Genomic DNA, 25,754 nt, shown 5'->3' on the forward strand with positions numbered 1-25,754 from the left:
GCTACAAGGTGGAAGCCAGCACTGAACGCCTTCGCTGTCACCTTCGCCGACCGCATGCCGGTCGCGGAGAACCTATAAAGAAATGCCGGTTACACCGATTTCCGTACAGACCCGAACGTCCTAGCCAGTTCACCGGTGAGTTCGCGTGCTAGCAAATCTGCGGGGGCTGTCAATCGCCGGCGCCACTGAGGAGCCCGCCGCTAGCGGAATGGTGCGGCTTTCGGTCGTGGCTGTTGACGGGCCAGGAAACGCCTGTCGCGGCCAAGTCGTCTCGCGTTAGCACGGGTGCTGTAACCACGTCGGCGAGGAGGTCTGCGGCGTGTGCGTCCAGCTCGGACAGCTGGTTGAGGATCGATAGCAGCCTCAGCAACTCAGTGGACCACGCGGGGTCCCACCTTTGGGCGTTGATTCTGTCGAGCGCGGAGGTGGTCTTCTTCTTTGGCTGTGCGAGGCGGTACCCTAGCCACGAATCAAGGACTGCGGTCCCGCCGGCGACGTACCGGACCGCGCCGGGGGTTACGTTGCCCCATCGGCCAGCGCCGACATGCAGTTCATTGGCATCGGCGTCGTACGACCAACTGGTGGGCATCGTCTGTCCGACGGCGACGGCGTACGTCGGTTGGGTGGTGTTGATGTTGGGGTCGAGGACGTCCGTGAAGCCATCCGGGTGGTTGCCAGCTTCGCCATAAGTGTGTAGCCACTGAGTTAGGTTGCCAAGCGTCACGGCTCTATCCCAGAGATGCATGTCAGCGGTGATGGGGATGCGTATTCCTGGGGTGGCTAGGTCATCGCCGAACTGCTCCACGAACGCGGGGTGACCGGCGATGCCTGCAATGTAGGCGAATACATCGTCCTCGGTAATGGATGAAACGAGTCGCTGTTGAAGAGCTCTCACGAGCCCGGTCGCCAGGTTCGCGGTTCTGTCAGGGTGCAGCTTTGGCAGTGCTCGCCCGCCGCCGGATCCTCGGAAGTGGTGGACGTCGGGAATGAGGGCGGTGTAGACGAGACCAGGACCCGAGCGAGGGAACTCCGAGTGAAGCTCAATGGCGAAGACCTGCCCGGGGACTCGACCGTCCCAGAGCGTTGGCGAGGGCTGAGACATCAATCGCTTGTCGGCAATGACGAACTGACGGTCGAGGAAGCGGAACCCGCATGGAATGATCGCTGCCTTCGTGAACACTGGCACATCCCCGAAAGGGGTCGTCGTCCCTTGTTCTGTGTCGCGACCGGTGAGAGGACTCTTCGCCTTCGACAGTGACGCGTCGCGGCCTTCGCCGAACATTTTGGACTTACGCTTCGGATCGTCTTCGTTGATGAGGGTACGTAGTCGTTCTTCAAGGACGGCCTCATCCGGTGCGTAGATCCATCCTCTGCCGGCCATGATTCCGTTGGCCCGCCAAGGAATCAGGTCGTCGGCGGCCGGATAGGTGTCCCATTGACTCGACGAAGCTGGGGTGAAGGGAGCGGTCCAGTCCGAACGGGTCTCGCGCCAATCGGGGTCATCGAGGCGCAGGTCGTTTAGGCGCAAAAACTTCTGCTGCTTGGTGCCGCAAATATCGATATAGCGGATGTCTGCAGGCGTGTCAAGGCGAGTGCCCTCCGCCCTAGCGAAGATGCCGATAGCGACCGGTGTCTCGATGTTGAAGACGGCGTTCGGTGCCGGCGGCAGCTTCCCCTCGGGGGTGACGTTGATAATCCACCCATGCGAGCAGGTCTCGCGGAGGTACTTTCGCATGCCTTTGAATCCGGGCCCCGCGATGTAGCCGGTTGCGGTAATGAAGGTGACTACCCCGTTGCCGCCGTCCTTGATGTCCGGTGAGTTGGTGGACTCAAACACTTTCCACGTTGCCCAGCGCCAGAAGTACACGTACAGGTTGCTGAGGTGACGTTCGTGCTTGCCGTTGCCGGCGAGCCGAAATGCGTCGAGGGGTGCCTCACCGGTTGCCGGGTCCACACCGGACTCAATCCAGCCCCCGCGCCCGCCCGAGTGGTCCTTGTACGGAGGATTCGAGATGCACACTTGGATGTTGCGCTCACGCTTCATCTTGTTCGCCTGCTGACGTTGCCAAGCGATGAGGCTGGCGGTGTAGGAGAGCTGGCTGTCGCTGGCGCTTGCTGGATCCTCCAACGTGTCCGCGACGAAAAGATGTAGTCCCGGATCGGGGATGCCTGCGCCTGAGTCTTTGATTGCCGCGGTGATTCGTAGTTCAGCGACAGAGAAGGGGCCAGATTGGAGCTCGATTCCGTAGAGGCGTGCGACCGCGTTGCTGGTCGCCTCTGGACGTGCGCCGGAGCCGTACTGCGCAGCGGCGTCTCCACCAGCTCGTCGCAGAATGGATAGGGGGAAGGTTCCGGTCCCCATGGCAGGGTCAACGATGGACACGTGGGGGTTCCGGAAGCCTTCTGGCTTCCCAAGGTGGCATCTCAGCACCAAGTCAGTCAGGCGGACCATGCCATCTACGATCTCGACGGGTGTGTAGTACGACCCAGACAGGCGTCTCTTTTCGGGGTCATAGCTCGCTAGGAAGTCTTCGTACAAGTGCAAGTACAGGCTGTCGCCGCTGCGCCCCAGCCGTTCCCAGTCCGTTGCGGACAGGACTCGGACAATGATTTCGATGGCAGACCAGGTTGGCGTGCCACCTACGTGTTCTGTGAGGAGCCTGAGGGCGCGGCCCATCAACGTGTGGTGTGCTTCGAGTTGGTGAGCGACTTTGTCGATGGGTTCGGACTCGAGGTCGATGCCTTCGCTCAGTGCGAGCAGGAGCGCAAATACGACGGTCTGTGCGAATCCGTCTGAGAACTCAGCGTCGGTAGCCCGAGGGAAGAGCAGTCTCTTCCAGTCACGGGCGATCCCTGTGAAGGGCTGCAAGTGTGGGTCGGCCCCCGAGACGATCTTTCGACGTTCGTCGCGTACCGCATCAATGACTTCTTCCCGAAGTAGCCGCGACAGCGGGGCCAGCGTCTCGACGAGGCGGCCGACTGTCGTGATGGGGTTGGGACGCCACTCCAGAAACGCGTTAACCATGAGTTCGAGCCTGCCGGGCGCAAGAAGTGCCCCCGCATGAGTGGACAGGTCGGCAGAGTGGACATGGACTGGCTCCATGACCAGGTCTCCGTACCGCCATAGCCGAAACTCGGTTCCGTTCGTATGTAGGAGATTCGGTAGCTCTTTGAGACGTTGCCACTGCTTGTAGTTGTGCGTCGATATCCCGTATGTCGAGGGGTCGAGACTGGAGCCGGGAGCCTTGAGCTCGATGTGTCCAATGAGTACCCCGTTTACTCGCACACCGAAGTCCGGCCTGACTGCTCCGCCCTGCTCCGCTACTTCGTCGTGCGCCACCGCTGTGATCCCGAGGAGCTCACCAGCGTGCTCGATAAGTTGCGATACCGGGGTGACCAGCAGCGCCTCTCGCTCGCCCGGCCCAGAGAGTCGTTCCTTGGCGCTCTTCCCGTACGCTTTGACGACTTGGGCGAAGGTCACGCCGCGTCTCCTTACGGTAGGGCCACGATGTTGGTCTGGCATCGCACGCAATCTGTGGTGAACGGTAGTGCCTCACAGTAAGGCCCGCCATCGGCTGCACTCGGGCCAGCCCTAGGTCGCTGGCCGCTGCAGGTTGGCCATGCCGAGACACCGGAACGACGAGTCCCATAGCCGCAACGGTCGTGCACCCTGCCGTCCCGACCCACCCACGCCACCGCTGGCCTCGCGCTCCATTTACCTGACACGGCTTGACGCCGAGGGTACCGCCAACGCACTCGGTCTGGGCTCAGGGGGTCGAGACCTCTCCGGTATCCAGATTCACGGATGCCAACCGTGGCTGTACTGATCCATCACCTAGCGGAGCGGCGTGCAGAGTGACGGTCGTCTGCACATCCGCTCGGTAGGCGCGGCCACGGTCGGAGGCCGAGCGCTCGCTGGTGTGCCGGGTGTAGCGGCTCTTGCCCGGCCAGCCTTGGTGGCCTTCTTCGCAGTGGTCTTTGGTGCGGTTGCGCATCCGTTCGGTGAAGGCGGGCAGGGCGTAGCGGTGCCATTCCTCCATGAGGTCGCTGTTGAGAGCGAGGCCGGCTCGGCGGCGTTGGTCGGCGAGGACGGCGATCTCGTGGACCAGGTGTGGGTGTTGTGGCCAGCAGGCGGGGATGGTGCCGTTGATGTCCCAGGTGTATTCGTGGTTGAGCCATCTGACGACGTCTTCCAGCCATGCCCACAGCTGTTCTCGCAGCTCGGGCTGGGTGCAGGTGGGTGGGTCCCAGGGCCGTGGGAGCTGGGTGATGTCTCCGAGGGCGCGGACTTGGTTCTGGTCGCCGTTGGCGGCGATGGCCAGTTCGCGGTAGGCGAGCCTGATCAGGTTGCCGCCCACAGGGAACGGCAAAGTCATGGGCTCGGCTTGTCCGGCCTCGACGCTGGTGGTCACTGGTGGCTCCGGTCATGGACGAGGCCACGCCGTCTGGCTTCCACGAGCGCAGCGGTGGTGCGGGCTTCTGGGGTGACAGCCTGGCGTCGGGCTTCGGAAAGTCGTTCCCGGACCTCGTCCTGGTCGGCCTTGAGTCGCGCTCCGGGTTTGCCGTCGATGCAGCGGTTGAGGCGGGCGATGAGGGGTTTGCCGTTCTCGGCGACGATCAGGGCGTGGCGTTCCTTGAGCTGGCGGATCTCTTCGGGCCTGAGGACCGGGATGTCCTCGCCGGAGGTGGTCCGGCCGGCGGACTGGCCGGTCTGCCAGCTGGTGCGGAAGACCCGGGCGGTGCCGGCGAGGTCGGAGATCTCCTGGTTGAAGGCGACGTCTTTGGAGCCGCCGAACATGACCATCACGTTGGTGAGCCCGAACAGGGCGCGGGCTTCTTGTTCGCCGTAGAGCGCGGCGAGCTGTCGCCAGGTCTGGGTGGCGTAGATGAAGGAGATCCCGAGGGCGCGTTCGTTGGCCATCCTGGTTCGCAGGGTGGGCAGTGGCGCGGTGGAGGGCAGCTCGTCGAGGCAGGCGAGGAATGGCGGGCAGAGCCGGCCGTGGGTCGAGGACTGCCCGGCGGCAAGGGCGGTGTCCAGGACGAACTCGGCGGCCGCGGTCATCAGCGGGGAGGCGGAGGCGTAGGGGTCGTCGCGCCCGAGCATGTAGATGGTGCCGCCGCGACGGATGACGTCGGCGACGTCGGTGGCCGGACGTCCTCGGCCTGGGATGCAGCGGCGGCGGATGTCGGCTTGGAAGAACAGCGACAGGGCCTGCTGCACGGTGGTGATGGTGTTGCCGGCGGTGCGGTCGTCTCCGTGGAGGGCGCCGTGGAGCAGTCCGTGCCAGAACGGTGCGGCGTGGGGGTGTTCGCGCAGGATCTCGGTGGGGTCGGTGGTGGCCATCGGGCTGGCGACCCACCGCAGCACGTCCTCGAGGCTGCGGCCGGTGAGCGCGGCGGCGTGGAAGTAGCTCTGGATGACCTTGGCGGCTTCGGCGGCGTAGAACCGGGCGGCGTCGTCGCCGTGGCCGCCGTGGACGGCTCCCTTGACGGTGCCGGCGGTGAACGCCTTGGCGCGGCGTTCGGCGACCATCGGGTCCACGCATCCGGCGATCGGGTCGAAGATCAGCTCGTCCATCCCCTCGGCGAGCCCGAACGGGTCCAGCACGACGCAGGGCCGGTCGCCGTGTGACCGGGGGGTGAGGCTGAGCAGCAGGTCGTCGAGCTTGGTGAGGGTGACCAGCGCCGCGCCGGGTGCGCCGAGCAGGGCGGGGATCAGCAGGTCGAGGGTCTTGCCGGATCCTTGCGGGCCGATCACGCCGGCGGTGCGGTCCCAGGGCACCCACAGCTGCCCGCCGCGGGGTTCGTGCGCGGTGCCGAGGCACCACCCGACCTGGTGCGGGTCGATCCTGCCGAGGGCGCTCATGCTTTGCTCCTCGTGCTTTTGCTCCTGCTGCCGTACAGGTCCGGCCGGACCATGGGCGCGACCGTGCGCAGCCGGGTGCGGCCGAGCAGCGCTTCGGCTTCGGCCCGGCTGGCCATGCCCTGGGGACGGTAGGGCCCCCAGCGGCGCAGGCAGACCACGAGTGCCCACACCGTCACGGCGATTAGCACGGTCTCGGCGACCGCGACGCTCCACCACAACAGCTGCGCGCCGGCGGTCTCGGCGACGCCGTGGAGGCCAGCCCCGGCGTCGCCGCGCACCACTGCTGGGAGGCTGACGAACAGGTCGTCGCGAGCCGGCCAGGTCCACCCGGCTCCGGCCAGCAGGTTCGCGGCCGCACGGCCCAGCTGCACACCCAGCACCAGGACGAGCAGCACGGCCAGCAGAACCATGGCCGGGATCTCCCAGGTCCACGGCATGGCCTCTTTTTGGCGGGAGCGTGGCATCGTCGCCTCCTCGGGTCTCTTCCCCCAAGGCGGAACGGCTCATCCTGGTGATCACCCTCGAGGATTCTGATGCTCCGAGCACTCGTGCTTTTGGTCGACGGCCAGGCATTCACTCACCACGCCCTCCCTCCTCACGCCGTGTTGCCGCCGGCCGATCGGTGCGTGGGCTGGTCACGGCGGGCCAGCCTTGGTGGGGGTGTCGGAGATGTTGCCGACGCGCCAGATCTCGAACAGAGCCTTGGTGCCTTGGGCGTGCGTGTAGTCGGTGGTGGTCACGCCGACGCGAGGGTTCTGTGCGCCGATCGCCTGGTGGCGTGCGGGGTCGTCGACGATCTCGACGTGGCCGGCCACGTTGGGGCCGAGGTAGGAGTCGTAGAAGATCAGGTCCCCGGGGCGGGCCCGGTCGGGTCGGACTCGGTGTCCGTTGCCGGCGGCGAGCCAGTCGCGTTGGCTTTGGGCGGTGCGTGGCATGGTGACCCCGATCTGCCGGAAGGCTGCCTGCGTGTACGAGGAGCAGTCCCACCTGTCGGGTCCGTTCGCGCCGAGCCGGTAGGGCTTGCCGAGCTGCGAGTGCGCCCAGGACAGCACGGTTGTCACGCGGCCGCTGGCCAGGGGCGTCAGTGTGGGGTTGCCGGCCCCGGTGCCGGGTCCGCAGTCGGTGGGGTCGCCGGCGACGGTGCCGCCCCCGTACGCCTGGGCGTACCAGAGCACGTCGCCCACGTACCACTGGGCGTGGTTGTAGGCGAACAGCGCCCGCCTGACGCCTTCCGGGCCTTTGGTGGCTCCGGCTGCGGTCAGGTAGTTCGCGGCGCTCATGACCGAGTCGGCGTCGTTGTGGATGTCGGCGCGGCCGTCACCGTCGCCGTCCACGCCGTAACTGGCCCAGGTCGCGGGCATGAACTGCATCAGGCCCTGGGCCCCGGCGCTGGAGGTGTGGTTGTTGCGCCCGTGGCCGGTCTCCTCCATGCCGATGCCGGCCAGCAGCGTCCAGGGGATCTTGTACCGGCTCGCGGCCGCTGCGTAGTAGCCCTTGACCGGCGCGGGGATCGGCAGGGCCGGCGTGTGTCGGGAGTTCTGCCGCGGTCGGCCCGGCGCGGGTAGCGGGAATCCGATCCCTCCTTCTCCATCGGCCGGGAGCCACTGCTGGAAGGAGGTGTCCAGGCTGGGGGTCGGGGCGACGGCTCTGCCCGCCAGGGGCGCCCCGTGTCTGGCCATGAAAACCGCCGGGTCGATGTTCGTGCCGTGGTCATTGACACCGAAGTGCAGATGCGCCCCGGTCGACGTCCCGGTCGAGCCCTCCACCCCGAGCTGTTGCCCCATCGCGACGGGCGCGCCGGGCGTGATCGCCGCGTCGATGCGTACCAGGTGACCGTAGGTGGTCTCGATCCCGGAGCCGTGGTCGAGGACGACGGCGTTGCCGAGGCCGCTGCGCGGACCGGCCGTCTTGACGGTGCCTGCTGACGCGGCCAGCACCGGACCGGGGACCGGGAGCATGGCCAGGTCGACCCCTTCGTGGTAGGTCGAGCCGATGCCGCCTGGTGAGGCTCGGTGGCCGAAGCCGCTGGTGATCGTGTACTTCTGGTTCGTGGGAGGACGCCACGTGCCGGTGGCGACGGTGGGGCCCCCACAGGCGAGGGTTTTCAGCTCCTGGCTGATGGCCGGTGTGGCGATGGTGGCGAGCAGCAGCACGGCGGCCAGCGGCACCAACAGGACCGGCGCGACCAGCAGCCCGAGGATGGCGACCTTCTTCACGACCGAACTTCTAACCTGCGGCGTCGATGTTCTGGTTGGTGTAGGCCAGCTCGGCCTCGAGGGGGTGCAGCACGGTCGCGACCTTGTAGGGGTGTTCGCCGACGCACCAGAGGGCGCGACCCTTGCCCTGCATGCCCCAGCCGGTCACCAGGTCGCGGGCGATCGGTCCGAGCCCGAGCAGCCGCTCGAGCTCGTCGCCGACGGCGGCGTCCTGGCCGAGCAGGATCTTGATGTCCGCCAGGTGCAGCAGGTCCTTGGCGATGGCCACGGCCTGCGACCCGGCGTCCCCGACCCCGAGCAGGTCGGAGGGCTTGTGCGCGACGGCGAACTGGATGTCGCCGCCGAAGCGAGACAGGCGCAGGTCGGCGTCGAACGACTTGACGGCCTCGGTCCCCAGCCGAAGCTGCTTCCAGCTCTCGTCGCGCACCACGATCCGAAGGTCGCCCGGCTGCGCCAGCTCGCGCATCCCCCGGCTCCAGGAGCCCAGGCAGGTCAACGCGATCCCGACCGCGTCATCGCCCAGCGGGTCCAGCCGCGACAGACTCAACGACTGGATCGGCGCGTCCCAGTCCACCTCGATGGTGGTGCGGTCGTCGAACAGGCCGGCCAGCGCGCCGGAGACCAGCTGGCCCAGGGCGTCGCGCAGCGTCCGGGTCTCGTCGAAGAACTGCCGCGCCGATCCGTACCGGCACTGGGCCACCAGCTGGTTGGTGGGGTTGTCCAGCAGGTGCCACAGCGCCGGAATCGTGGTCTCGGCCAGCTGGGACTGCCCCTGGGCGTACCCGGTCAGCTGGCGCAGTGCGTTGGTGACCACCACCTCGTCGGTGGGGCCGAACGGGACCCGGGCCTGGCCGATCCGTTGCGACCCGACCAGGCCGCGGACCAGGGTCAGCCAGCGTCCGAACACCACGGCCGCCCGCCGCTGCGCCTCCGCGGCGTCCAGGCCGGTCCATCCCTGCCCGAGCGGCCCGAACGCCAAGGGGTTGATGCGGGCGGGCAGGCCGACGCCGATGGCGAACGGTTCGACTCCCAGCGCGCGGCACAGGGGCTCGTACTCGTCCTTGGGGTCGCCGCAGATCAGGGTGCGGTAGCCGAAGTCCATCATCCGCAGGCAGAACGCCTTGGTGGTGCCCGACTTGCCGCGGCCGGGCTTGCCGAAGGAGAAGATGTTCGGGTTGGTGACCGGGACCTGGTCAGCCAGGACCCAGCCGAGCGGGTCGGCGAAGAAGGATCCGCCGGACAGCTGGTCGATGCCCATCTGCGCACCGGTGGCCGGCAGGCCCGGGGTGGCCACGAACGGCCACAGAGCCGGCGCCTGGTCACTGGTCATCCGCCAGCTGGAGACGGGCGCGGACGCGGGCGCCCAGCCGCGCCCACGCCGACGGGTGCCCCGCCGGGGGGCGTGGCGAAACAGCCGTGGCTCCTTGGGGCGGGCGGGCGGCTGCGGTACGCGGGGCAGCTCGTGTCCGAAGTCGTGCAGCAGCCGCGTCATGTCCCGGCCGGCCCGGACCTTGCTCATCTCTCATACCCTTTCGTGGTCGTGGTCGTTGCGGGCTGGGTCGCTCAGCCCCAGTGTCGGGCCAGGCTGGTGCCCAGCGGGATCGTGGACGCGATGAACGCGACATCCTGGGCCAGGTCCAGGCGCAGCGGCGCGAACCCGGCCCGCCGCACGGAGGCGTCCAGCCGGGCGGCGTACTCGCTGACGCGTTCGGTCTTGGGCACGGTGACCGTGCACACCCCATACGGCCGGATCATCGCGTTCCCCCGGGCCAGCTTGGCGTCCATGCCGCGAGCCGTGGCGGCCTGGTCGCGCTGCTTGGCCCGTTGTCTCATCCCGACCTTGTCGCGCAGGTGGCCGCCGATGTCCGCGGCCCACTCGGAGTTGGCGCTTCGCCGGTCGGCCTTGCCCTGCGCCAGGATCGGGTAGCAGACCATGAAGCAGCGCCGCTCGCCCGGCTCGCCCGGCGTCAGCACGGGCGCCAGCGCCCCCATCACCGCGCCCTTGGACGGCAACTTGATGGTGGCCGAGACGGAGTTCCACGCGTCGTGGCTGTAGTGCCGCACCGCCGGATCCGCCCCCGACGGCCCGGCCATCGCCCACGGCACGTCGGCGTTGACGCCCGGGTCCTGCTCCCGGGCGGCCAGCGCCTCCACCACGCCCGCACGATCACCGGGCGCGAACCCGGTGCGGCAGGCCAGCGCGAGCTCGGGCGAGGACAGCCAGTCCACGTCCAGCATCCCCACGCCGCCGCGCAGCTGCGCCTCGACCTCGGCCATCACCGCGTACAGCACCCGGGCTCGGCCGTCCAGCCCGCCGCCGCTGCGCTTGGCGTGCCGGGCGATCCGCGCCTCGGGGACCACCACGGTGGCGAAGGCCTCCGTCCGGACCGCCGCCCCGTGCAAGGCTCGGGTCAGGTCGTCGTTGACCTGCCGCGAAAGCTGTGGGCCGGCGGCGCGCCGGTGCCGGCGCACGTACAGGGCCCGCTCTGCGCCGTCGTCGGGAACCGTGCGGACGATAAAGATGATCTCGGTGACCAGCTCCCCGCGGCAGGCCGCGTCCAGCAGCTGGCTCAGTCCGGCGCCCTCCAGTGCCCGCGCCGGGGAGTCCTTCATGCCCAGGCCCGGGTGGACCACCGCCGCGGTCACCGCCCAGGTCCGGTTGGCGTGGTCCTGAATGATCGCCACCCGGTCCTGCGTGTGCCCGTGCGGTGGGCCGTCGTGGATCTGGACCGCCTCCAGCACACCCGGCAGGTTGGCCCGGTCGAGATCCTCGACCGCGCCTCTGGTCGCCTTAGCCCGAAACCGGGTCCACCCCAGCAGGCTCCCGGCCGCGTAGTGGGCCGCCGCGCCGAGCCAGCCCAGGGCGGTGCGGCCCCACACCTCGGTGACGGTGACCACGCCCGCCGCCACCCAGCCCAGCAGCAGGATCCCCGCGGACGCCCAGTCGCCGCGCGACATGGCCCAGCACGGTGGCAGGAAGCCCACCGCCAGGATGGCCAGCTGCCACCCGGACAGCCCGAAGAACCAGCCGATCTTGTCCCGCGCGTAGTCGCCGTAGATCGTGGTCATTGCTTGCCTCCTTGCCTCAGACGGCCGCTGCGGCCGCGCCTTCGGTCCCGCCCGCTGCTCCGCCGGCACCGCCGGAGGGGCCCGGGCGCCCGCTGTTGGGGCCGGCCTTGCCGGTGCCGTGCTGGCCATCGGCGCCGGGTTCGCCGCCGTGGTTTTCGCCGGCGTGGTTCGATCCGTTCGCCGGCAGCCCGACCGGTGGCATCGCGGCTGCTGGGCTGGTGGGGCTGCCGGCGGGGTTGCTGGTCTGTGCCGGGTCCTGTTCGTCCCGTCCGCCGGGTGTCGTGCCGTCGGGACCGTCCGGGGTCGATCCGGGTGCGTCCTCGTCCTCGGCGCCCTCGCGGCTCTCGTGCCGATCGGGGTTGTCCTGGTGCCGCTTGGGTCGCTGCTGGCTGAAGTCCGGGTAGTAGCTGCCGTGCCCGACTCCCATCTGGCCGGCCAGGTCGGCGCCGATCGCGGCTCCCTTGGTGCCGAAGGTCTGCATCGCCCCGACCCCGGCGGCGCCGACCGGCCCGAAAGCCCCGGCCAGTGCCTTGGTGAACCGCCCGCCGCCCGCGTCCTGGCCGGAGGACTCGCCCTGCGACGTGCCGTTGCTGTCCGCCGTCGAGGCGGCCGAGGACCCTTCTGCGGATCCAGAGGGCCCCGAGGAACTCGATTTGCCGGTCAGCACTCCCTGGATCCCGCCGTGGGTGGCCAGGCCCTGTCGTAGCGCGGCACCGGAGGTGGTGCCCGGGTCCACGAACGCCAGCAGCCGGAACAGCGCCAGCGGCGCGAAGCAGCTGATGCAGATCAGCACCACCGACGGGATCGCCGTCCCCACTGTCGTCTCGATCGAGTCCGCCCTGCCGGCTGCCACTCCGGTGGCCAGCTGGATGCCCAGTCCCAGGACCAGGATCATGACGATGGGGGTCAGCGCGGCCGCGTGGAACCAGCGCAGGCTCTTCCAGAACCAGGCCCGGCCCACCTCGGACACCAAGCCTGCTGCGGTGATCGGGGTGGCCGCGGCGAGCACCAGCAGGGCTGCAGCTCGGGTCAGCAGCACCAGGATGTGCCCGATGGCCGCCAGCCACAAGAAGCAGCCCAGCCCGCCCAGGACGGTGGCGACCACGGCGTCGGAGACATCACTGGGGTCGAGCTGGCCGAACGGGTCGAACCCGGCCCAGGAGTCGATCTTCAGCATCGATTCCATGAGGGCGTGGGTCAGGCCGGCGCAGGCGGCCATCACCGCGACGCCCCAGCCGAGCCACGCGCACCACACCAGCCAGAACTGGCCGGCACCCAGCAAGGCGGTGGCCAGGGTCTTGCCCTCGCGTCGGATCGCGGCCGTGCCCAGCTGGACCATCAGCATGAGCAGCACCAGGGATCCGGCGATCCAGAAGGTGTACCGGTAGACCTCGGAGCCGGGCCCGTTCGCGCTCAGGTCCGGGGTGAGCCAGGTGTCTGCGAGGTTCAACACCCAGCGCAGCACCCACAGCCCGGAACTCCAGACCGTGAGCATGGCGGCGGTCCACGCGTCCGCGGCGACCTTGGTCGCTACTCCCGCCAGCCCGGCGAACGGGTTGGGGATGGGCAGGTCGGGCATCATGCGCCCTCACCTGGCGTGGTCCAGGTCCGCCAGCCGGCCTTCTTGCTGATGTCACTACCGGGCCAGGTGGACGGCGCCGGTGCCGCCGGCGCGCCGGGGGCGATCATCCACCGCCGGCCCCGCCACGCCATTGCCTCGCAGTACCCGTAGCCCATCCGCGATTCCCGGTCGACGGTGGCCCGCACCTGCACCAGCACGCAGGCGGTCACCCAGTCCGGGCCGTCGGTCCCCTTCACCAGGGCAGCCTTCGGGGTCACCACGACCGTGCTGGTCGGGTCCAGCCGATCGCCCATCCCGGCGGCGCCGAGGAACGCCTGCACGTTGCGGGTCAGCGGCCAGCCGGCCACCCCGGTGCCGCCGGGCAGGGCCCACCGGCGGTGGACCGCACCTGTCTGGCGGATGCTCATCCCCTGCAGCACCGCCTGCTCGATCGCGGCCAGCTGCCCCACGGCACCCTCCGGGGTGTGCGGGAAGCCGGTTGGCACCTCCGCGGGCCCCACCGTGGTGGCGGCCGGAATGGCGATCGCCGGTCCCGGGACGGCGGCCGGGCCGGTCGGCAGCGCGGCGTCGGCGGGCACCTGCATCATCGGTGCAGCGGCCACCTGCTCCCGGTGCTGTTGGCCTCGTTGCTGCGTGGCGAACGCGTCCGGATCGGGTTGCCGGGTGTCGCCGTTCGGGCCAGGCCGGAGCAGAAAGTAGACCGCGAAGCCGAGCCCGACCAGCACGGTCAGGACCGCAGCCAGCCCGCCGGCCAGCACCGCCAGCAGCCGGCCTCGGCCCCACGCCTGCTCGCCCTGGACGCCGATCGACATCAGATGCAGCCCTGGCCCATCATCGCGGTCAAGACGCCCGGCAGGACCAGGTAGCCGATGACCGCGACGAAGACGACCACGATGCCGATCATCGACACCTTGCTGGCGTGCGGCATCGCGAACACCCGTCCACCGACGACTCCGCCGATGCCGACGATGATCCCCAGCAGGAACAAGATCCCGACCCCCCACAGCACATACCCCTGGATGTCCTCGACCGGCTGTGCGGCTCCGGGCGGCGCCTTCGGGCAAACCTTCGCGGCCAGCGTGGTCACCCGCGCCGCGGCCTGGTCCATGACGTTGCTGTTCATCGTGCTCCCTTCGTCGTGATGCCTGGCACCAGCCGAAGCAGCTGCGCCGCCGCGTCCAGCAGCGGCCTGGGCAACGGGTCTCCGGTCAGCCCCTGGGCACCGAGGCGGGAATCGAGCGGGATGCACACCAGTCGTTCCTGGCGCTCGAGGTCGCGGGTCAACGGGCCGGCACTGTGTGGCACCGCTTTGGGCCAGCGCCTGCGCACCGGGCCACGAACCGCAGCCACGACCGGGACCTCGCCCAGCAGGTCGAGCGCCACCTCCAGGCGGGCAAGACCCGGGATGGTGGCCGTCGCCGTGAGCACCACCGGGTTCCCGGCTCGCACCACGGTTGCCATCCAGCCGCGCGTGGCCAGGACCTGGCCCAGCTCCCAGGCCACGTCCAGTACCGTCGCGGTCGCGCCGTCATCCGCCGGCAGGGGCTCGGGGACCTGCCCGAGGGTGGTCAGCACCTCGCCAACGCGCTCGAGGACCACCTGGTCGCGGGTGCCGCGGACCCATCTGCCGCTGACGCCCAGTTCGGCGGTGCTGGCCGCTGCCAGTCCCGTCGCGGTGCGGGAGGCGCACTCGACCACCCGGGCAGGCGCGCCGATCGCCGTCGCCAAAGCCACGGCCACCGTGGTCGCACCGGTGGATCCACCGCAGCCCAGCACCGGTAGGACGGGTTCGACTCCTCCCCACCCGACGGAGCTGGCCGGGTCGGTGGTCGCCGGTTCTGCCGCGGCGGGAGCGGGAACGGGGTGAGGGCGGAACTGCCCGGACCGCACCGCGGCCCAGGCGCGCTTCAACTCCTCGACCGAGACGGCACGCCGCTCGGTGATGGTCTGGCTCACGCCGTCTCACCCCCGAGTCCCGCGCGGCGGCGCTCGATGGCGGCACGCAGCTCGGCGGCCGTCAAGCTCGTCAACGCCGCCTTGGCCTGCTGCACCTGGTGCAGGTGCGCCAGGGACCCGTCGATCTGCCGGATCACCTCGGCCTCGCGGCCGACCACGTCAAACAGCCGCGCGATCTCGGCAAGGCTGCGCCGGTCGGGATCCCCCGCGGGTTGCTTCTCGGGCACTGTCATCACCTCTACCGACCCAAGGCGCATCGCGCCGGGCTGGTGATCACCCCTCATGCCGGAACCTGAAACTGACCACTCTTGGATGCCGCCGACAGCGCCGCGATGGCCCGGCCCGCACGCCGGCGGACCGTCGGCCGGGACAGACCCCGCTCCCGGGCGACCGGCCCGGTCACCTGGTGGGCCATCAAGCCGGCACCCGAACGCGTGACCCGGGCGGTCGAGGCCCGGGCGGCCTTGACCAGGCGCAATAGCAGGGCACGGTCATCACCGCTGATCACGTGGTGGTTGCAGGCCCACTCCAACAGGTCCAGCAGCTCGCGCTCCGAGTCCACCGACGCGGGCTCTTGCAGCGGCGGGTGGTAGGCCCAGAAGTGGTTGGTCGGATCCACCGACGTCGTCCTGCTCCAGGTCGGATCGGTCCGCTTCACCTGTGAGGTGGCGCCGCACTCGCGCAGCACCTCCGCCCTGGTGTCGTGCAGAATGTTCGCGGCCACCTTGCGCCGGCGCCGCCACGGGAAGGTCCGCACCTGGATCCACAGCTGGCCGGCGACGACCTGGTCGATGTCACGGGTCAGCGTGCGCAGCCGGTTCGCCAGGACCGTGGCGCCCGGGACCAACGCCCGGGCCAGCATCTCGGCCGCGGTCAGGTCGGCATCAGCCTCGGGGGACGCGAGCGTCGCCAACGCCAACAACACCTCATCCGCGTCGGCCTTGCCGGCGCGCCTCAACCACTCCTGCAGACCCGCCGCGTCGGCGGCCACGGCGAGCTCCGGAAACCGAGCACACCAGCCTTCCCATTGCAGGTCGGCGCGAACCAACACTTGGCTGTTCTCCCCCACCCCAAGGTGCTCGGCGATACTCATCTCGGATCCCTCCTGCCGTCCGGACACGGCAAGACCCTCGCCATCGCACATCACCGACTCCGTCCCCCCACGGCGGGGGTGCGCACCGGCCGCGGAGCCCACAGGCGAGGGAGAACGTACGTTGACCTGCGCAAACGCTGCGCACCCCCACTCATGAAAGGGATGGCGCGCCCACCCGCGACCAACCCTGAGAGCCGCTTGCGCGGCGGCTGCAAACAGGGACACAGGAAAGAGACGCCGGTATGGCCTGACCGCCCGAGCTCGCGACAGCACTCACCAGTACGTCGCGACCGCGACCCGACCAGCGGTCCGAGCCGATGCCCGGTACCTCCCGCCTGCTGATCGGTCGTTCGACGCCGTCGCCGCGGCGCGGGGGCTGTATCACCCCCCGGCCGGTCCAGGTGACGCGGGTGCTCAACCCGAGCGGCCTGTTCGTAGCCCGCCCCCCGTCGCGTGGAAACGACCCCGAGTTCAAGGACGTGCCACCCGGCCGGGCAGCACCCGGTCTTCGGGCGTCGGCGAGGACGCAGCCGACCTGGTTCGCTGGGGTCTTTGAGGTGGTCGACGCGAACCGGTGGGACGCGCCCCTGCTGGACCTGCCAGACACGCATGCGATTACGTGGTTCCTGCGCGGCCGCGGCGCGGGCACCCGAGAGGCACGTGCCGCAAGCCTGGGGACACCAACCGCGGAGTCGACCGTGACCAGGCGGGGCATCTTGGAACGGGCCCGCGTCCGGTGAAGGAACGGTGCGACGACCATCTGAGCGCGCCGAGCCCCGTTCGCGGAAGGCACGTCCACGCCGTTTCCGGCGTGGCTACGTCTCTCCCTTTGTGTGCTCAGGCATCCTGAGCATCCAGACGGGAGGACATCGTGCGGATTCCTTGGGGCCGCCGGGGCGGCCGACCAGAGCCAGACCGGCCAGTCGACCTGAGCAACGACTGGGACGTGGTCCTTCGACTGATGACGTCACCCGAAGGATGGCGGCTCCGTGTCGTGGAGCAGGTGTCCGTCGATACCGCGCGGTTCGCAACACGGAACCGGTCGCTTATGTCAGCCCCTCTGGCGGATGTCGTGGGCGACCGCGCGTTGGGTGCTTCGACAGCCCGGGTGGCGCTACCGCTGGAACAGATGCCGAAAGGGCCGCTGCTGGGCTACGACGTCTCCGTCGATGGTAAACCAGCCTACGTCGTGCCGAGGGGCGCGACGGCTGAGATCGAAGCCGCGCACGTGATGCTCCTCGCTGGCAAGGAGGGAGTGACTGCGCCTCCAATCGTGGCGCAGTTCGTGCGCGCGATCTGCGAATTTACTCCGTGGCCGTGGAAGCGAGTTCGCGTCCGGCACCGGCTGCGCTTCAGGCGTGCCCTGCTGGAGTACCTCGAAGAAGGGCTCGCGCCGTTCAACACAGACGAAAAGGCGTCCGCATTGTCGTTGAACGTCAAGCGGTGGGAGCGGCTACTGCTGCCGGTGGTGATCCCTCTCGGGCAGAGGCTGGCCGCTAAGTACCCCAGTGTGCGTGGCAGGTACCCGTGGATTCCGCGTCCGCCGCGGACGGCGTTCGCGCTGACGTTGCGTCAGGTCCAATCGTTGAGGGCTGACGCGTTGCAGGTAGGTGCGACCCTGCGTTCTGCCCTCGGTGAGGGGAGTAGCCCCACGTCTTCGGCTGACACACCCTTGCTTGCTGCTCCGCTGCTCGCCCAGGCCTCAGACGTTGGGAGCCTGAGCGAGCTATCCAATGCGGTCGCTGCCCTTCGGGACTTTGTGCAGGCGCTGGCCAAGCAGGTGAAACATCCGCGCGAGTCTGAGGCGCTGGTGGCCCTTGCTGACTATGGCCGGAGGTGGGAGACGATCGTGGCGTGTGAGGTCCCGCTGGATCGCCCGTTCATTGTCAGGACGCAGCGTCAGGTGCCCCTACGGGTGCGCAGACCTCGATCGTGGGTGCGGCAGCGAGTGGAACTTCGCGACGCGCGAAGCAACCACGTTGTCTTCCGGGTAGCCGACGAGAACGTCGAGATCGCGAAGGCACAACTGAAGGGCTTGGACGAAGAGCCGTTGGAGCACACCTACCTAAACGGCTTGGCCGCGTCATCGGAGCATTACGCCCTGTACGCGTCCGAGCCGGACCGGGACCGGCGTGCCTTCATCGACGTCCGGCTGAAGGTTGCTCGGAGCATCCGGATCTCTGCGACGGTGATTCATGCCATCATCTGGCTATCTGTCGCGCTCACCGCCTCGTTGGGATTCGAGGGATCGCTGGACTCGGCTGACCTGGCGGTACTCGCCGTTCCGACGACGTTCGGAGCGGCGCTGGTGCTCACCCGTGAACGGACGTCACTCGCCCGTCGGCTTCAGTGGGTCACGCGTGTGGGAACACCGGTGGCGGTGGCGGCGCTGTGGGTAGTAGTGGGGTGGCTCTACCTCGGCGACTACCTCACCACGTGACCGGGTCCACCAGACCGAGTAATGGACATTGTCGGTGTCAGGGGCCACACTCAGGAAAAGATCGGGTTCGAAGTGGAGGGCGGAGATGGCTAAGCACGCTGCTGCCGGACGGTCACGCGGTCAAATTGGGGATACGGAGCGCCGCTCCAAATCTGTCGGCCTGTGGACCACCCGGACCACATCGTCGGGCAGGTTCATCGCCGCCAAGCGGTCCGGTAACGTCATGCGTGGGGTTCGTCGCGACGACTAGCTGCGCTCTCGCCTGAATGATAGGTGACCGTCACTAGATGGCGAACCACCATCAGTGACGCCGCAGTTCAGTTGGTCGAGCGCGGTGCCTTGACGAATCGGGTCACCGTTTGATCCGTCCGGAGGCTGACCGGGCAGGGGGCGTGTCACGCCACGGCTCCTGGCTGAGGATTTCCTCGCCCAGGCCCAGTTCAGGCCGGTCGGAGCTGGGCAGCCGGGACCCACTCGGTGATGACCGCGGGATCGCCGGTGCGGCCGTCGTGGACATGGACCACCAGGCCCTCCCACCCGGTGGTGTCTCGGTGGCGCCACACGACGATCAGGCTCGCCGTTGGCGGTCCGCCGCCGGGCGACTGCAGCCAGCAGTGCCGTGCACGTGGGTGAGCAGGCGTCACGGGTGCCGGACCGCCGGAAGGACCCGCCAACGCGGGACGGTCCTTGAGGGGCACTCCGGGACGCCGGGGAACGGAAACCACCAAGCCAGTATCTCGAACATTCGTGCTAATGGCACACTTCAGCTTGCCTCGCGCTTCGGGTCGAGCCAGTTCCGGTTGCGGATGATCTTCTGGGTGCGTGCGGACAGCTCCATCGGCGCCCGGTCGTCGTCGGTCCGGTTGCACACGTCGTCGCGCAGGATGCGGTCGGCTTCCCCGTGGTGGCCTTCGGCTGCGGCGACGGCCACGAGGTCGAGCCTGGGGATGTCCTCGTGCGGCGCGGCCAGTGCGGCCAGCTCCGCGGCACTGCGTGCCTGGGGCAGGTCCCCGGCCTCGATGGCGGCTGTGGTGATGGTGTGAGCGACGTCGACGACGGCGCACAGCATGTGCTGGTCGAGCCGGTCGCCTTCGGACAGCCAGGACCACCCGCCCGGGCGCAGCTGGTCGAAGGGCGTCCCGCCGACCAGGGTCATCGCGCGCCGCAGGTCGACGAGTCCTTCGGCCCCGCGTGCTTCTCCGCGGGCCCGTAGCCGGCGGAACAGGTCGGCGTCGACGAGCAGGTCCTCGACCTGGTAGACGCCGATGCCGCGGGCCTTGGCTGCTGCGGACTCGCGGGCGTTGGGCAGGTGCTTGGTGCCGGTGCGGGGGTTGATGCCGAGCCAGTCGCGGACCATCTTGATGTCGGTGCGGGCGCGGCCGCCGGTGATGCCGAAGGCGTCGGCCAGTTGGGCCGGGGTGGCGCCGTGGGGACGGGTCGCCAGGTAGGCCAGCAGCTCGGTGGCATACGGCTTGCGTTTGGCGACGGCGACGGCGTCCCCGCGGGTGCGTGCGCCGACGGGCCCGAGCAGAATGAGCCGCGGCAGCGGGCAGTCGTCGCTGAACCAGGCGGCCACGTCGTCGTCGAGGGTTGGGTCGGCGGCCTCGAGGTCGTCCCGGACCTGGACCGGGACGTGGGGTGCCAGGGCCTGCAGGTCATCTGTGGTGGTGGCCGCGACGGCGAGGTAGTCCTGGTCGGACGCGTCCAGGAGGCTGCCTGCCTCCTGGTCGTCCTCGGTGTCGTCGGAGCGGGCGTGGTCGCGCGGTCGGGTGTGCTCGTCGCGCAACGCGCCGGCGGCGTTGGTGAACGACCGCCATCCGTCGGGTTCGTCTGGAACGGGGATCTCGGTGTCGTCCAGGTCCTCGCCTTGGGCCAGCAGGGCTGCGCAGCCTCGGGTTTCGTCGCTGGTCAGTCCGACGGCGATCAGGTCCAGCCCGGCAGCCGGTAGGGTGACCCGCCCGCCCGCGGTGACGCGGATGGTTGTGTCGGTTCCCTGCGCGTCGTCGCCGACCAGCACGATGGCGGTGCCGGTTTGGCCGGGATGGTCTTGCACCAGATCCAACAGCTGTCGCAGCTCATCGTGGCCGTCGTGATCGGCGTGATCGGCGTCGTCGATGAGCAGCAGCCGCGCCGGCCACACGTCGTCGCCTGCGCCGTGGCCTCGGGCGGTGGGCACATCCAGCCCGGCCGCGGTCGCCCGGTCGATGACCGCGACCGCGTCGGCCAGCGCTTCGGTGGCCACGGCGGCTGAGGCGTCGTGGCAGCGGACCCGGTGGGGGTTCAGCTCGACGACCTCGCCGGCCACCCCGATGCAGTCGACCCGCGCGCCGACCGACCAGGGGTTGAGTGCCAGCTCGGCGGCCAGGTACCGCGCGAAGTCGCGGCCGTAGGTGGTGTCGCCGGTGATGCCGATGGTGGCCGGCTGCTCGCAGTTAAGCAGCCACAGGTGGCCCTCGTCGCTGACGCCGAGCGTGACCAGCAGCGGGTAGGGGGCCGCGTCGCTGGGTTCGGGGTGGACATGGTCCGGGTCCAGGTCTGCGGGGCAGGCCCAGTGCAGCTGTTCGTGCCGGTCCTGCCACGGTGCGGGCAGCCCGGCGGGGGCGCTCAGGTGGAGCATTACGTCGGTGTCGGTCAGTTCCACGGCGGCCAGCCGCGGCAGCGGCTCGCCGTGGGTTGCTTGGCGGGCCGCCAGTCGCCGTAGCAGCGCGTCCATCCGCTCGACGGTGGGGGCGGCGGTGGAGCCGATCGCGGTCACGGTCTTCTCCACCGGCGCGAGCTGTGCCGGCGGGGCGGCGACGGTGTGGCCGGGGCGGCGGTGCCGGGACTGGGCGTGCCGGCGGCGGCGCAGCGCCAGCAGTGCGGATCCGGCCAGCAGCACTCCCCCACCGGTGAACCCGGTCAGGACCCAGGGGGCGGCTGGAACGTGTTGCCCGACCGTCCCGGCCAGGGTCTGCTGGGTGGTCGGGACGGGATCCTGCGCATCGCGGAGCGTGGCTGCGGCTGTCGCGCCTGTCGTCGCCTCGGTTTCGGCGGGTGCTGCCGCCAGACGCCGCGCGGCGCCGGCGTCGGTGGCGGACGTGGCCGGCGGCGCGGCGTTCTTGGTAACCGTGGGCTCAGGGTCTGGCCGGGTCGCGGCTCGAGGCGCCTCCGGCTCTGCCTGGTGGATGTCGGGTCCGCGGGCTCCGCCGGCGTGGCGGTGGCTCGCGGGTTCACTCCGTGGAGCGGTGCCGGGGATGGTCAGCCTCCAGCCGACGTCGATGACGTCGGGGTCGCTCAGGTGTGCTCCGCCGGGCTGGGTCGTGTCCCGGGATGCGGCGGCGATCTGCGGGTACCGGGTGGCGTCGCCGAGCTCGTCCTGGGCGATCTGCCAGAGGGTGTCCCCGCGTTGCACGGTGACGGTGCGGGTCGGGTGTTCCGGCGCGTGCTCGGGCTGGTGTGCCGTGTCCGGGTCCGGGGCGGGCAGCCGCAGGGTCGCGCCGGCGCGCAGGAATCCGGGATCGTCGCCCAGGACGGTGCGGTTCAGCTCGACGATCTCGGGGTAGCGCTGACCCGATCCGAGGTGGGCGTGCGCGATCGACCAGAGGGTCTCGCCGGGCTGCACGGTGTGGGTGGTCGTGGGGCGATCGCTGGCGTGGCCGTGGTCGGCTCGGTCCAGTTGGTCCGGCTGGTCAGCCGGCGTGGGGTGCGCGTTCGGCGCGCGGTCGGCCACGGTTCGGTCCGTGCTGGCGGTCGATGCGGTCACGCTCGTGCCGGTCGGTGCGGTCAGGGCAGCCGGCGGCGAGGTCGCGGCGGCCGTCCCGGGGGTCGCCACCGGGAGAGCGACGAACAGCAGCAGCGCCGCTCCCACGAGACCGCTGGCGGCGCTCTGCGGCATCCGCAGTCCAGGCAGCCGAGGCGCCCGGATGCCGCGAGCTCGAGCGATGACCTCGAGCAGGATGGAACCGGTCAGGAAGGCCCACGAGATCCACCCGATGAGGGTGATCGCGGTCAGCGCCAGGGTCCCGTCGTCGGGACTGGACAGGGCGGTCTTGACCGCGTCCAGGGTGGGAACTCTGTCGGGGATCGGGGTCGCGCCGATGGCCAGCAGGACCAGCGGGAGTCCGGCCACGACGCCCAGCAACGCCAGTGTGGCCGCAAGTCCCGCCATCCGGGCGCGGACGGTGCTGGTTCTCATCGCCCACTCCCGTTCTCGGCGCCGACCAGGCGCGCGGTCGCGTGACCGGTGACCGGCAGGTCACCGATGCCGATGATGGACAAGAACGTGGTCGGGTAGCTGCCGGTCGTGCTGACCACCACCTGGTCCCCGCTCGCCACCGACACGCTGCCTTCGACGCCGGCGGCCGACAGGTACTCCCGTGCGGCCTGGGCGGCCGCGTGGGTGTCGATCGTGATGGCGCTCCCACGCACGGCGGGGCCGGCGAGCACTTCCTGCCCGGCGGCTCTGGCGGCTTGGGCAGCCACGTCCCGCGATTGCTGTTGGGCATGCACCCGGCCGCCGAGGTCGACGGCCAGGCCGACCAGCACGATCATCACGAAGGAGCCCAGGGCCAGCGTGATGCTGATCGACCCCCGCTCCCGGTCCTGGCGAATCCCGTGCGGCATCAGCGCTCCCGGTAGGTGTCTAGCGGGCTGATCATCGACTCGGTGATCGTCATCGAGCCGGGGACGCCCGATGCGGACAGGTTGGACAGATCCACCCTGCAACTGACCGTGGCTCGGACGGAGGCGGGCGTGCCGACCGCGGCGGCGAACCCCGTGGTGTCCACGCTGACGTGCGTGCTGGTGCAGTCGACCGACTGGTTGGCCAGGCTGGTGCTCGCGGCACCAGTCGCGGCGCTGTTCGCGTCTGGCCCGGTGCGGGAGATCGAGGCCGAGCGGGCCGCGTCCGCGGCCGCGGACGCCACCGCCTGGCGGGCCATCATGACTCGCCCGCCGAACACGATCAGCAGCACGAACAACATGAAGGCAGGCACCCCGATCGCCGCCTCGATCGCCGCCGACCCCCGCTGCCGTTCCCGGGTCATCCGGTGATCCTCTCGGTCGGGACCGAGGCACTTTGCCGGACGGTGATGTTCCACCCGGGGATCACGCTCAGGGAGTGTCCGGACACGGTCGCGGTCGCGGTGGTCGGGCCACGCTGGATGCTGACGTGCGCATCGGCGAGCACGTCGTCGCCACCGGCATCCGCGATGAAGGAACTGGCCGCGCCCCGACCGGCCGCTGCCGTGCCCTGCTCGGCGCCGGTGCGCCTGGCTCCTTCCTGGGCGGCGGAGATGGCCACCGCCCGCGCGTGGTACCACAGCGCGGCCTGCATCCCGGCGAACATGACCAGGAACAGCGCCGGCAGCAGCAGGACCATTTGGATCGAGCTGGAGCCACGCTCGCGCCCACCCGCGGCAACGCGTCGGATGGCGGGTGCGGGTGGGCGTCTCATCGCGTCGGACCCTGGGCGAAGCTCACTGGATCTGGCCGGCCTTCTTCTTCACGTAGGCGGTCACCGCGGCGACCACGACGCCGGCGATGGCGATCACGGCCACAGCCCAGATCACCTGGTCCATGGAGACCGAGCCACGGTCGCGGTGACGCTCATCGAGGACCGCGCGCGCCCGGCCCTCGACCTTGTCCTGTAGCTGGTCCTGCAGTCGCGCCCCCAGGGTGTGCATGGTGGCGAGCAAGTAGTACATGGATGGTTCCCTCCTGCCGGCGCGTCCTCGGGCGCGCTCTGGTGTGTCGCGGTTGGCCCTTCCGGGTGGTCTGAATCAGTTGCCACCTCCCATGACGCGCAGCAGCGCCGGGGCGATCAGGATGACCATGAAGATCAACCCGAGCAGGCTGACCGGGATGCTCATCTTTTCCCCGACCTCGTTGGCGCGGGCGAGCTCGTCATTGAGCATGGCCACCCGCATCGAGGCGGCACGGGCGCGTAGCTGCGCGTAGATGCCGCTGCCCTCCTCGTCCGGAAGCCGCAGGATGTCGGCCAGGTCGTCCAGCTCGGGTAGCGCCAGCTCGTCGGCGAGGGCGTGCAGCGCCTGCCAGGGCGCCTGGCCGGACCACCGGGACCGGGCCAGCTCCTCACCGAGCCGCCGGAACACCCAGGAGTCGCCGACCTCGGCCGCCGCCTCCATCGCCTGCCGCCCGCCGGAGCCGGAGTTGCGTTCCAGCGCCACCATGTCGATGTAGGCGCCCAAGGCGCGGGCGAACTCGGCTCGGGCCTTCTTCGCGTCGTCTCGCGCGTTGTAGTCCGGGATGAAGAACATCACCGCCGCGAGCCCGACGGTGCCGGCCACCGGGATCACGATCGGCAGACGTAGCCCTACCAGCGCGAAGATGCCGGTCAGCAGGGAGGGGATGACCAGTCCGGCCAGGCCGAACACCAGCTTCTCGCCGTAGAACCGGGACGGCGGCATCCGCAGGATCGCCAGCTCGCGGCGTGGCACCTTCGACCACACCCCCACAGGGAGCGTCTTCATCGCCCACTGCCCGAGCCGCTCCCGCGTGTCGGTCACCCTCTGTTGCGGCTGTGCCCGGCGGCGGGCGGCCCGTGGCGACAGGCGGTCCAGCGCGTCGGCAAGGTCAGGCTGGGCCGGTACCAGCCGCCAGATCAACAGCGCGACGCCGAGGCCGATCAGGGCTCCGGCGGCCAGCGCGAGCTGCAGGCCGGTGATCACGCCTGCCCCCCGAGGTCGCTGCCGATGAAGCGTGGCAACGGTTTGCCGCGGGTCATGGTCTTCATCCACACCAGCACCCCGACGTAGGCCGCCAGCAGCACGAGCAGGATGACCTGCCCGACCGGCGTGCCGAACGGGGCGATGTACCGGCCGGTCAGGGCCAAGAAGCCCAGCACGGCCACCGTGATCAGCGTGATCCATCGCGCGGTGGCCCGTGGCTTGGCCCGGTCGGCCTCGACCTGGCGGCGGGCCCGGACATCCTCGGCCACCGACTGCGCCAGCGCCTCCAGGACCCCGGCCAGCCCGGCGCCGCGGCGCCGCGCGGACAGGATCAGGTGGGCGGCCACCAGGTCGCCGGTGGCGTCGTCCAGGTCGTCGGCGAACGCCCGCAAGGCCGCCTCGGTGGGCCAGCGGGCGTGCAGCCGGGCCACCAGGCGCGTCACCTCCGGACCGATCGTCTCGGGCGTGGAGCGCACGGTGGCGATCAGTGCCTGCTCGAGCCCCACCCCCGCGGTGAGCACTCCGGCCAGCGAGCGGGTCCACTCCTCCATCGCCTCCAGCCGCCCGATCTCGGTCGTCGCGGGGGCAGAGGACAGCAGGGCCGGGATACCCACCGCAGCGGCCGGCAGCAGGATCACCGCGATGACCCATCCGGTCAGTACCGCGGCCAGCGCGCCCGCCCCAAGGCCGGTCAGGAACAGTGTCCGGGTCCGCCCGGAGGTGGCCGCGGCTCTGGCGATGATGCTCGGGTGCGACCTGCCCGGGGCGGCAGGTTGCGGCGGGACTGGTCGTGCGCCGAGGACGACGCCGAGCAGGCCGGCCACGATCAAGGATCCTGCCAGCGCTGGCACCACCGCGGTCATG

Annotated in this window: 22 protein-coding genes; 1 reads left to right on the top strand and 21 read right to left on the bottom strand. The window is 69.9% G+C overall.

Annotated elements, in window-relative coordinates:
- Window positions 1-169: 169 nt before the first annotated feature.
- From FCN22_RS18015 to FCN22_RS18075, 13 genes are all read right to left on the bottom strand, one after another.
- Window positions 170-3,481, bottom strand: a complete 3,312-nt coding sequence (locus FCN22_RS18015; RefSeq protein ID WP_137122953.1) for a type ISP restriction/modification enzyme — start codon at window positions 3,479-3,481, stop codon at window positions 170-172.
- A gap of 286 nt (window positions 3,482-3,767) precedes the next feature.
- Complete coding sequence (locus FCN22_RS18020; RefSeq protein WP_202911665.1) at window positions 3,768-4,412, bottom strand: hypothetical protein; 645 nt, start codon at window positions 4,410-4,412, stop codon at window positions 3,768-3,770.
- Complete coding sequence (locus FCN22_RS18025; protein WP_137122954.1) at window positions 4,409-5,866, bottom strand: type IV secretory system conjugative DNA transfer family protein; 1,458 nt, start codon at window positions 5,864-5,866, stop codon at window positions 4,409-4,411. The genes FCN22_RS18020 and FCN22_RS18025 overlap by 4 nt, the downstream gene beginning before the upstream one ends.
- Window positions 5,863-6,330, bottom strand: coding sequence for a hypothetical protein (locus FCN22_RS18030; RefSeq protein WP_137122955.1), 468 nt, complete (start codon window positions 6,328-6,330; stop codon window positions 5,863-5,865). The genes FCN22_RS18025 and FCN22_RS18030 overlap by 4 nt, the downstream gene beginning before the upstream one ends.
- A 171-nt stretch (window positions 6,331-6,501) precedes the next feature.
- Window positions 6,502-8,082 carry a peptidoglycan DD-metalloendopeptidase family protein gene (locus tag FCN22_RS18035; RefSeq protein ID WP_137122956.1) on the bottom strand — a complete coding sequence of 527 codons (1,581 nt, stop codon included), beginning with the start codon at window positions 8,080-8,082 and terminating at the stop codon, window positions 6,502-6,504.
- 10 nt (window positions 8,083-8,092) lie between these two features.
- Window positions 8,093-9,601, bottom strand: a complete 1,509-nt coding sequence (locus tag FCN22_RS18040; protein ID WP_137122957.1) for a putative type IV secretion/conjugal transfer ATPase — start codon at window positions 9,599-9,601, stop codon at window positions 8,093-8,095.
- 44 nt (window positions 9,602-9,645) lie between these two features.
- Window positions 9,646-11,151, bottom strand: coding sequence for an SCO6880 family protein (locus FCN22_RS18045; RefSeq protein ID WP_137122958.1), 1,506 nt, complete (start codon window positions 11,149-11,151; stop codon window positions 9,646-9,648).
- A 16-nt stretch (window positions 11,152-11,167) separates the two neighbouring features.
- Window positions 11,168-12,733 (bottom strand): ICP22 family protein, encoded by a 1,566-nt coding sequence (locus tag FCN22_RS18050; protein ID WP_202911666.1) that lies wholly within the window; start codon window positions 12,731-12,733, stop codon window positions 11,168-11,170.
- A complete protein-coding gene (locus FCN22_RS18055) occupies window positions 12,730-13,545 on the bottom strand; it encodes a hypothetical protein (RefSeq protein WP_137122959.1) in 816 nt (271 codons plus the stop codon). Before FCN22_RS18055 ends, FCN22_RS18050 begins: the two co-directional genes overlap by 4 nt.
- Window positions 13,545-13,856 carry a hypothetical protein gene (locus tag FCN22_RS18060; protein ID WP_238384824.1) on the bottom strand — a complete coding sequence of 104 codons (312 nt, stop codon included), beginning with the start codon at window positions 13,854-13,856 and terminating at the stop codon, window positions 13,545-13,547. Before FCN22_RS18060 ends, FCN22_RS18055 begins: the two co-directional genes overlap by 1 nt.
- Window positions 13,853-14,689 (bottom strand): hypothetical protein, encoded by an 837-nt coding sequence (locus FCN22_RS18065; protein WP_137122960.1) that lies wholly within the window; start codon window positions 14,687-14,689, stop codon window positions 13,853-13,855. Before FCN22_RS18065 ends, FCN22_RS18060 begins: the two co-directional genes overlap by 4 nt.
- Window positions 14,686-14,973, bottom strand: coding sequence for a hypothetical protein (locus FCN22_RS18070; RefSeq protein WP_137122961.1), 288 nt, complete (start codon window positions 14,971-14,973; stop codon window positions 14,686-14,688). Before FCN22_RS18070 ends, FCN22_RS18065 begins: the two co-directional genes overlap by 4 nt.
- Window positions 14,970-15,782, bottom strand: a complete 813-nt coding sequence (locus FCN22_RS18075) for a hypothetical protein (protein WP_137122962.1) — start codon at window positions 15,780-15,782, stop codon at window positions 14,970-14,972. Before FCN22_RS18075 ends, FCN22_RS18070 begins: the two co-directional genes overlap by 4 nt.
- A 961-nt stretch (window positions 15,783-16,743) precedes the next feature.
- Between FCN22_RS18075 and FCN22_RS18080 the strand changes: the two genes are divergently transcribed.
- Entirely contained in the window at window positions 16,744-18,222 is a 1,479-nt protein-coding gene (locus FCN22_RS18080) for a hypothetical protein (RefSeq protein ID WP_137122963.1), read from the top strand.
- Between the two features lie 440 nt (window positions 18,223-18,662).
- On the opposite strand, the gene FCN22_RS22585 is transcribed toward FCN22_RS18080, so the two are convergent.
- The 8 genes from FCN22_RS22585 to FCN22_RS18115 form a co-directional block, all read right to left on the bottom strand.
- Entirely contained in the window at window positions 18,663-18,785 is a 123-nt protein-coding gene (locus FCN22_RS22585; RefSeq protein ID WP_274381630.1) for a hypothetical protein, read from the bottom strand.
- Window positions 18,786-18,985: 200 nt separating this feature from the next.
- Window positions 18,986-22,396, bottom strand: coding sequence for a LysM peptidoglycan-binding domain-containing protein (locus FCN22_RS18085; RefSeq protein WP_137122964.1), 3,411 nt, complete (start codon window positions 22,394-22,396; stop codon window positions 18,986-18,988).
- Complete coding sequence (locus FCN22_RS18090; protein WP_137122965.1) at window positions 22,393-22,824, bottom strand: pilus assembly protein TadG-related protein; 432 nt, start codon at window positions 22,822-22,824, stop codon at window positions 22,393-22,395. Before FCN22_RS18090 ends, FCN22_RS18085 begins: the two co-directional genes overlap by 4 nt.
- Window positions 22,824-23,246, bottom strand: a complete 423-nt coding sequence (locus FCN22_RS18095) for a TadE family protein (RefSeq protein ID WP_137122966.1) — start codon at window positions 23,244-23,246, stop codon at window positions 22,824-22,826. Before FCN22_RS18095 ends, FCN22_RS18090 begins: the two co-directional genes overlap by 1 nt.
- A complete protein-coding gene (locus tag FCN22_RS18100; RefSeq protein WP_137122967.1) occupies window positions 23,243-23,656 on the bottom strand; it encodes a TadE/TadG family type IV pilus assembly protein in 414 nt (137 codons plus the stop codon). The genes FCN22_RS18095 and FCN22_RS18100 overlap by 4 nt, the downstream gene beginning before the upstream one ends.
- 22 nt (window positions 23,657-23,678) lie before the next feature.
- Complete coding sequence (locus tag FCN22_RS18105) at window positions 23,679-23,906, bottom strand: hypothetical protein (protein WP_137122968.1); 228 nt, start codon at window positions 23,904-23,906, stop codon at window positions 23,679-23,681.
- Window positions 23,907-23,981: 75 nt separating this feature from the next.
- Window positions 23,982-24,890 (bottom strand): type II secretion system F family protein, encoded by a 909-nt coding sequence (locus FCN22_RS18110; RefSeq protein WP_137122969.1) that lies wholly within the window; start codon window positions 24,888-24,890, stop codon window positions 23,982-23,984.
- Window positions 24,887-25,753 (bottom strand): type II secretion system F family protein, encoded by an 867-nt coding sequence (locus FCN22_RS18115; RefSeq protein WP_137122970.1) that lies wholly within the window; start codon window positions 25,751-25,753, stop codon window positions 24,887-24,889. The genes FCN22_RS18110 and FCN22_RS18115 overlap by 4 nt, the downstream gene beginning before the upstream one ends.
- Between the last annotated feature and the right edge of the window lies 1 nt (window position 25,754).

Origin of the sequence: Segeticoccus rhizosphaerae (genome assembly GCF_005222685.1) — a bacterium.
GTDB lineage: Bacteria > Actinomycetota > Actinomycetes > Actinomycetales > Dermatophilaceae > Segeticoccus > Segeticoccus rhizosphaerae.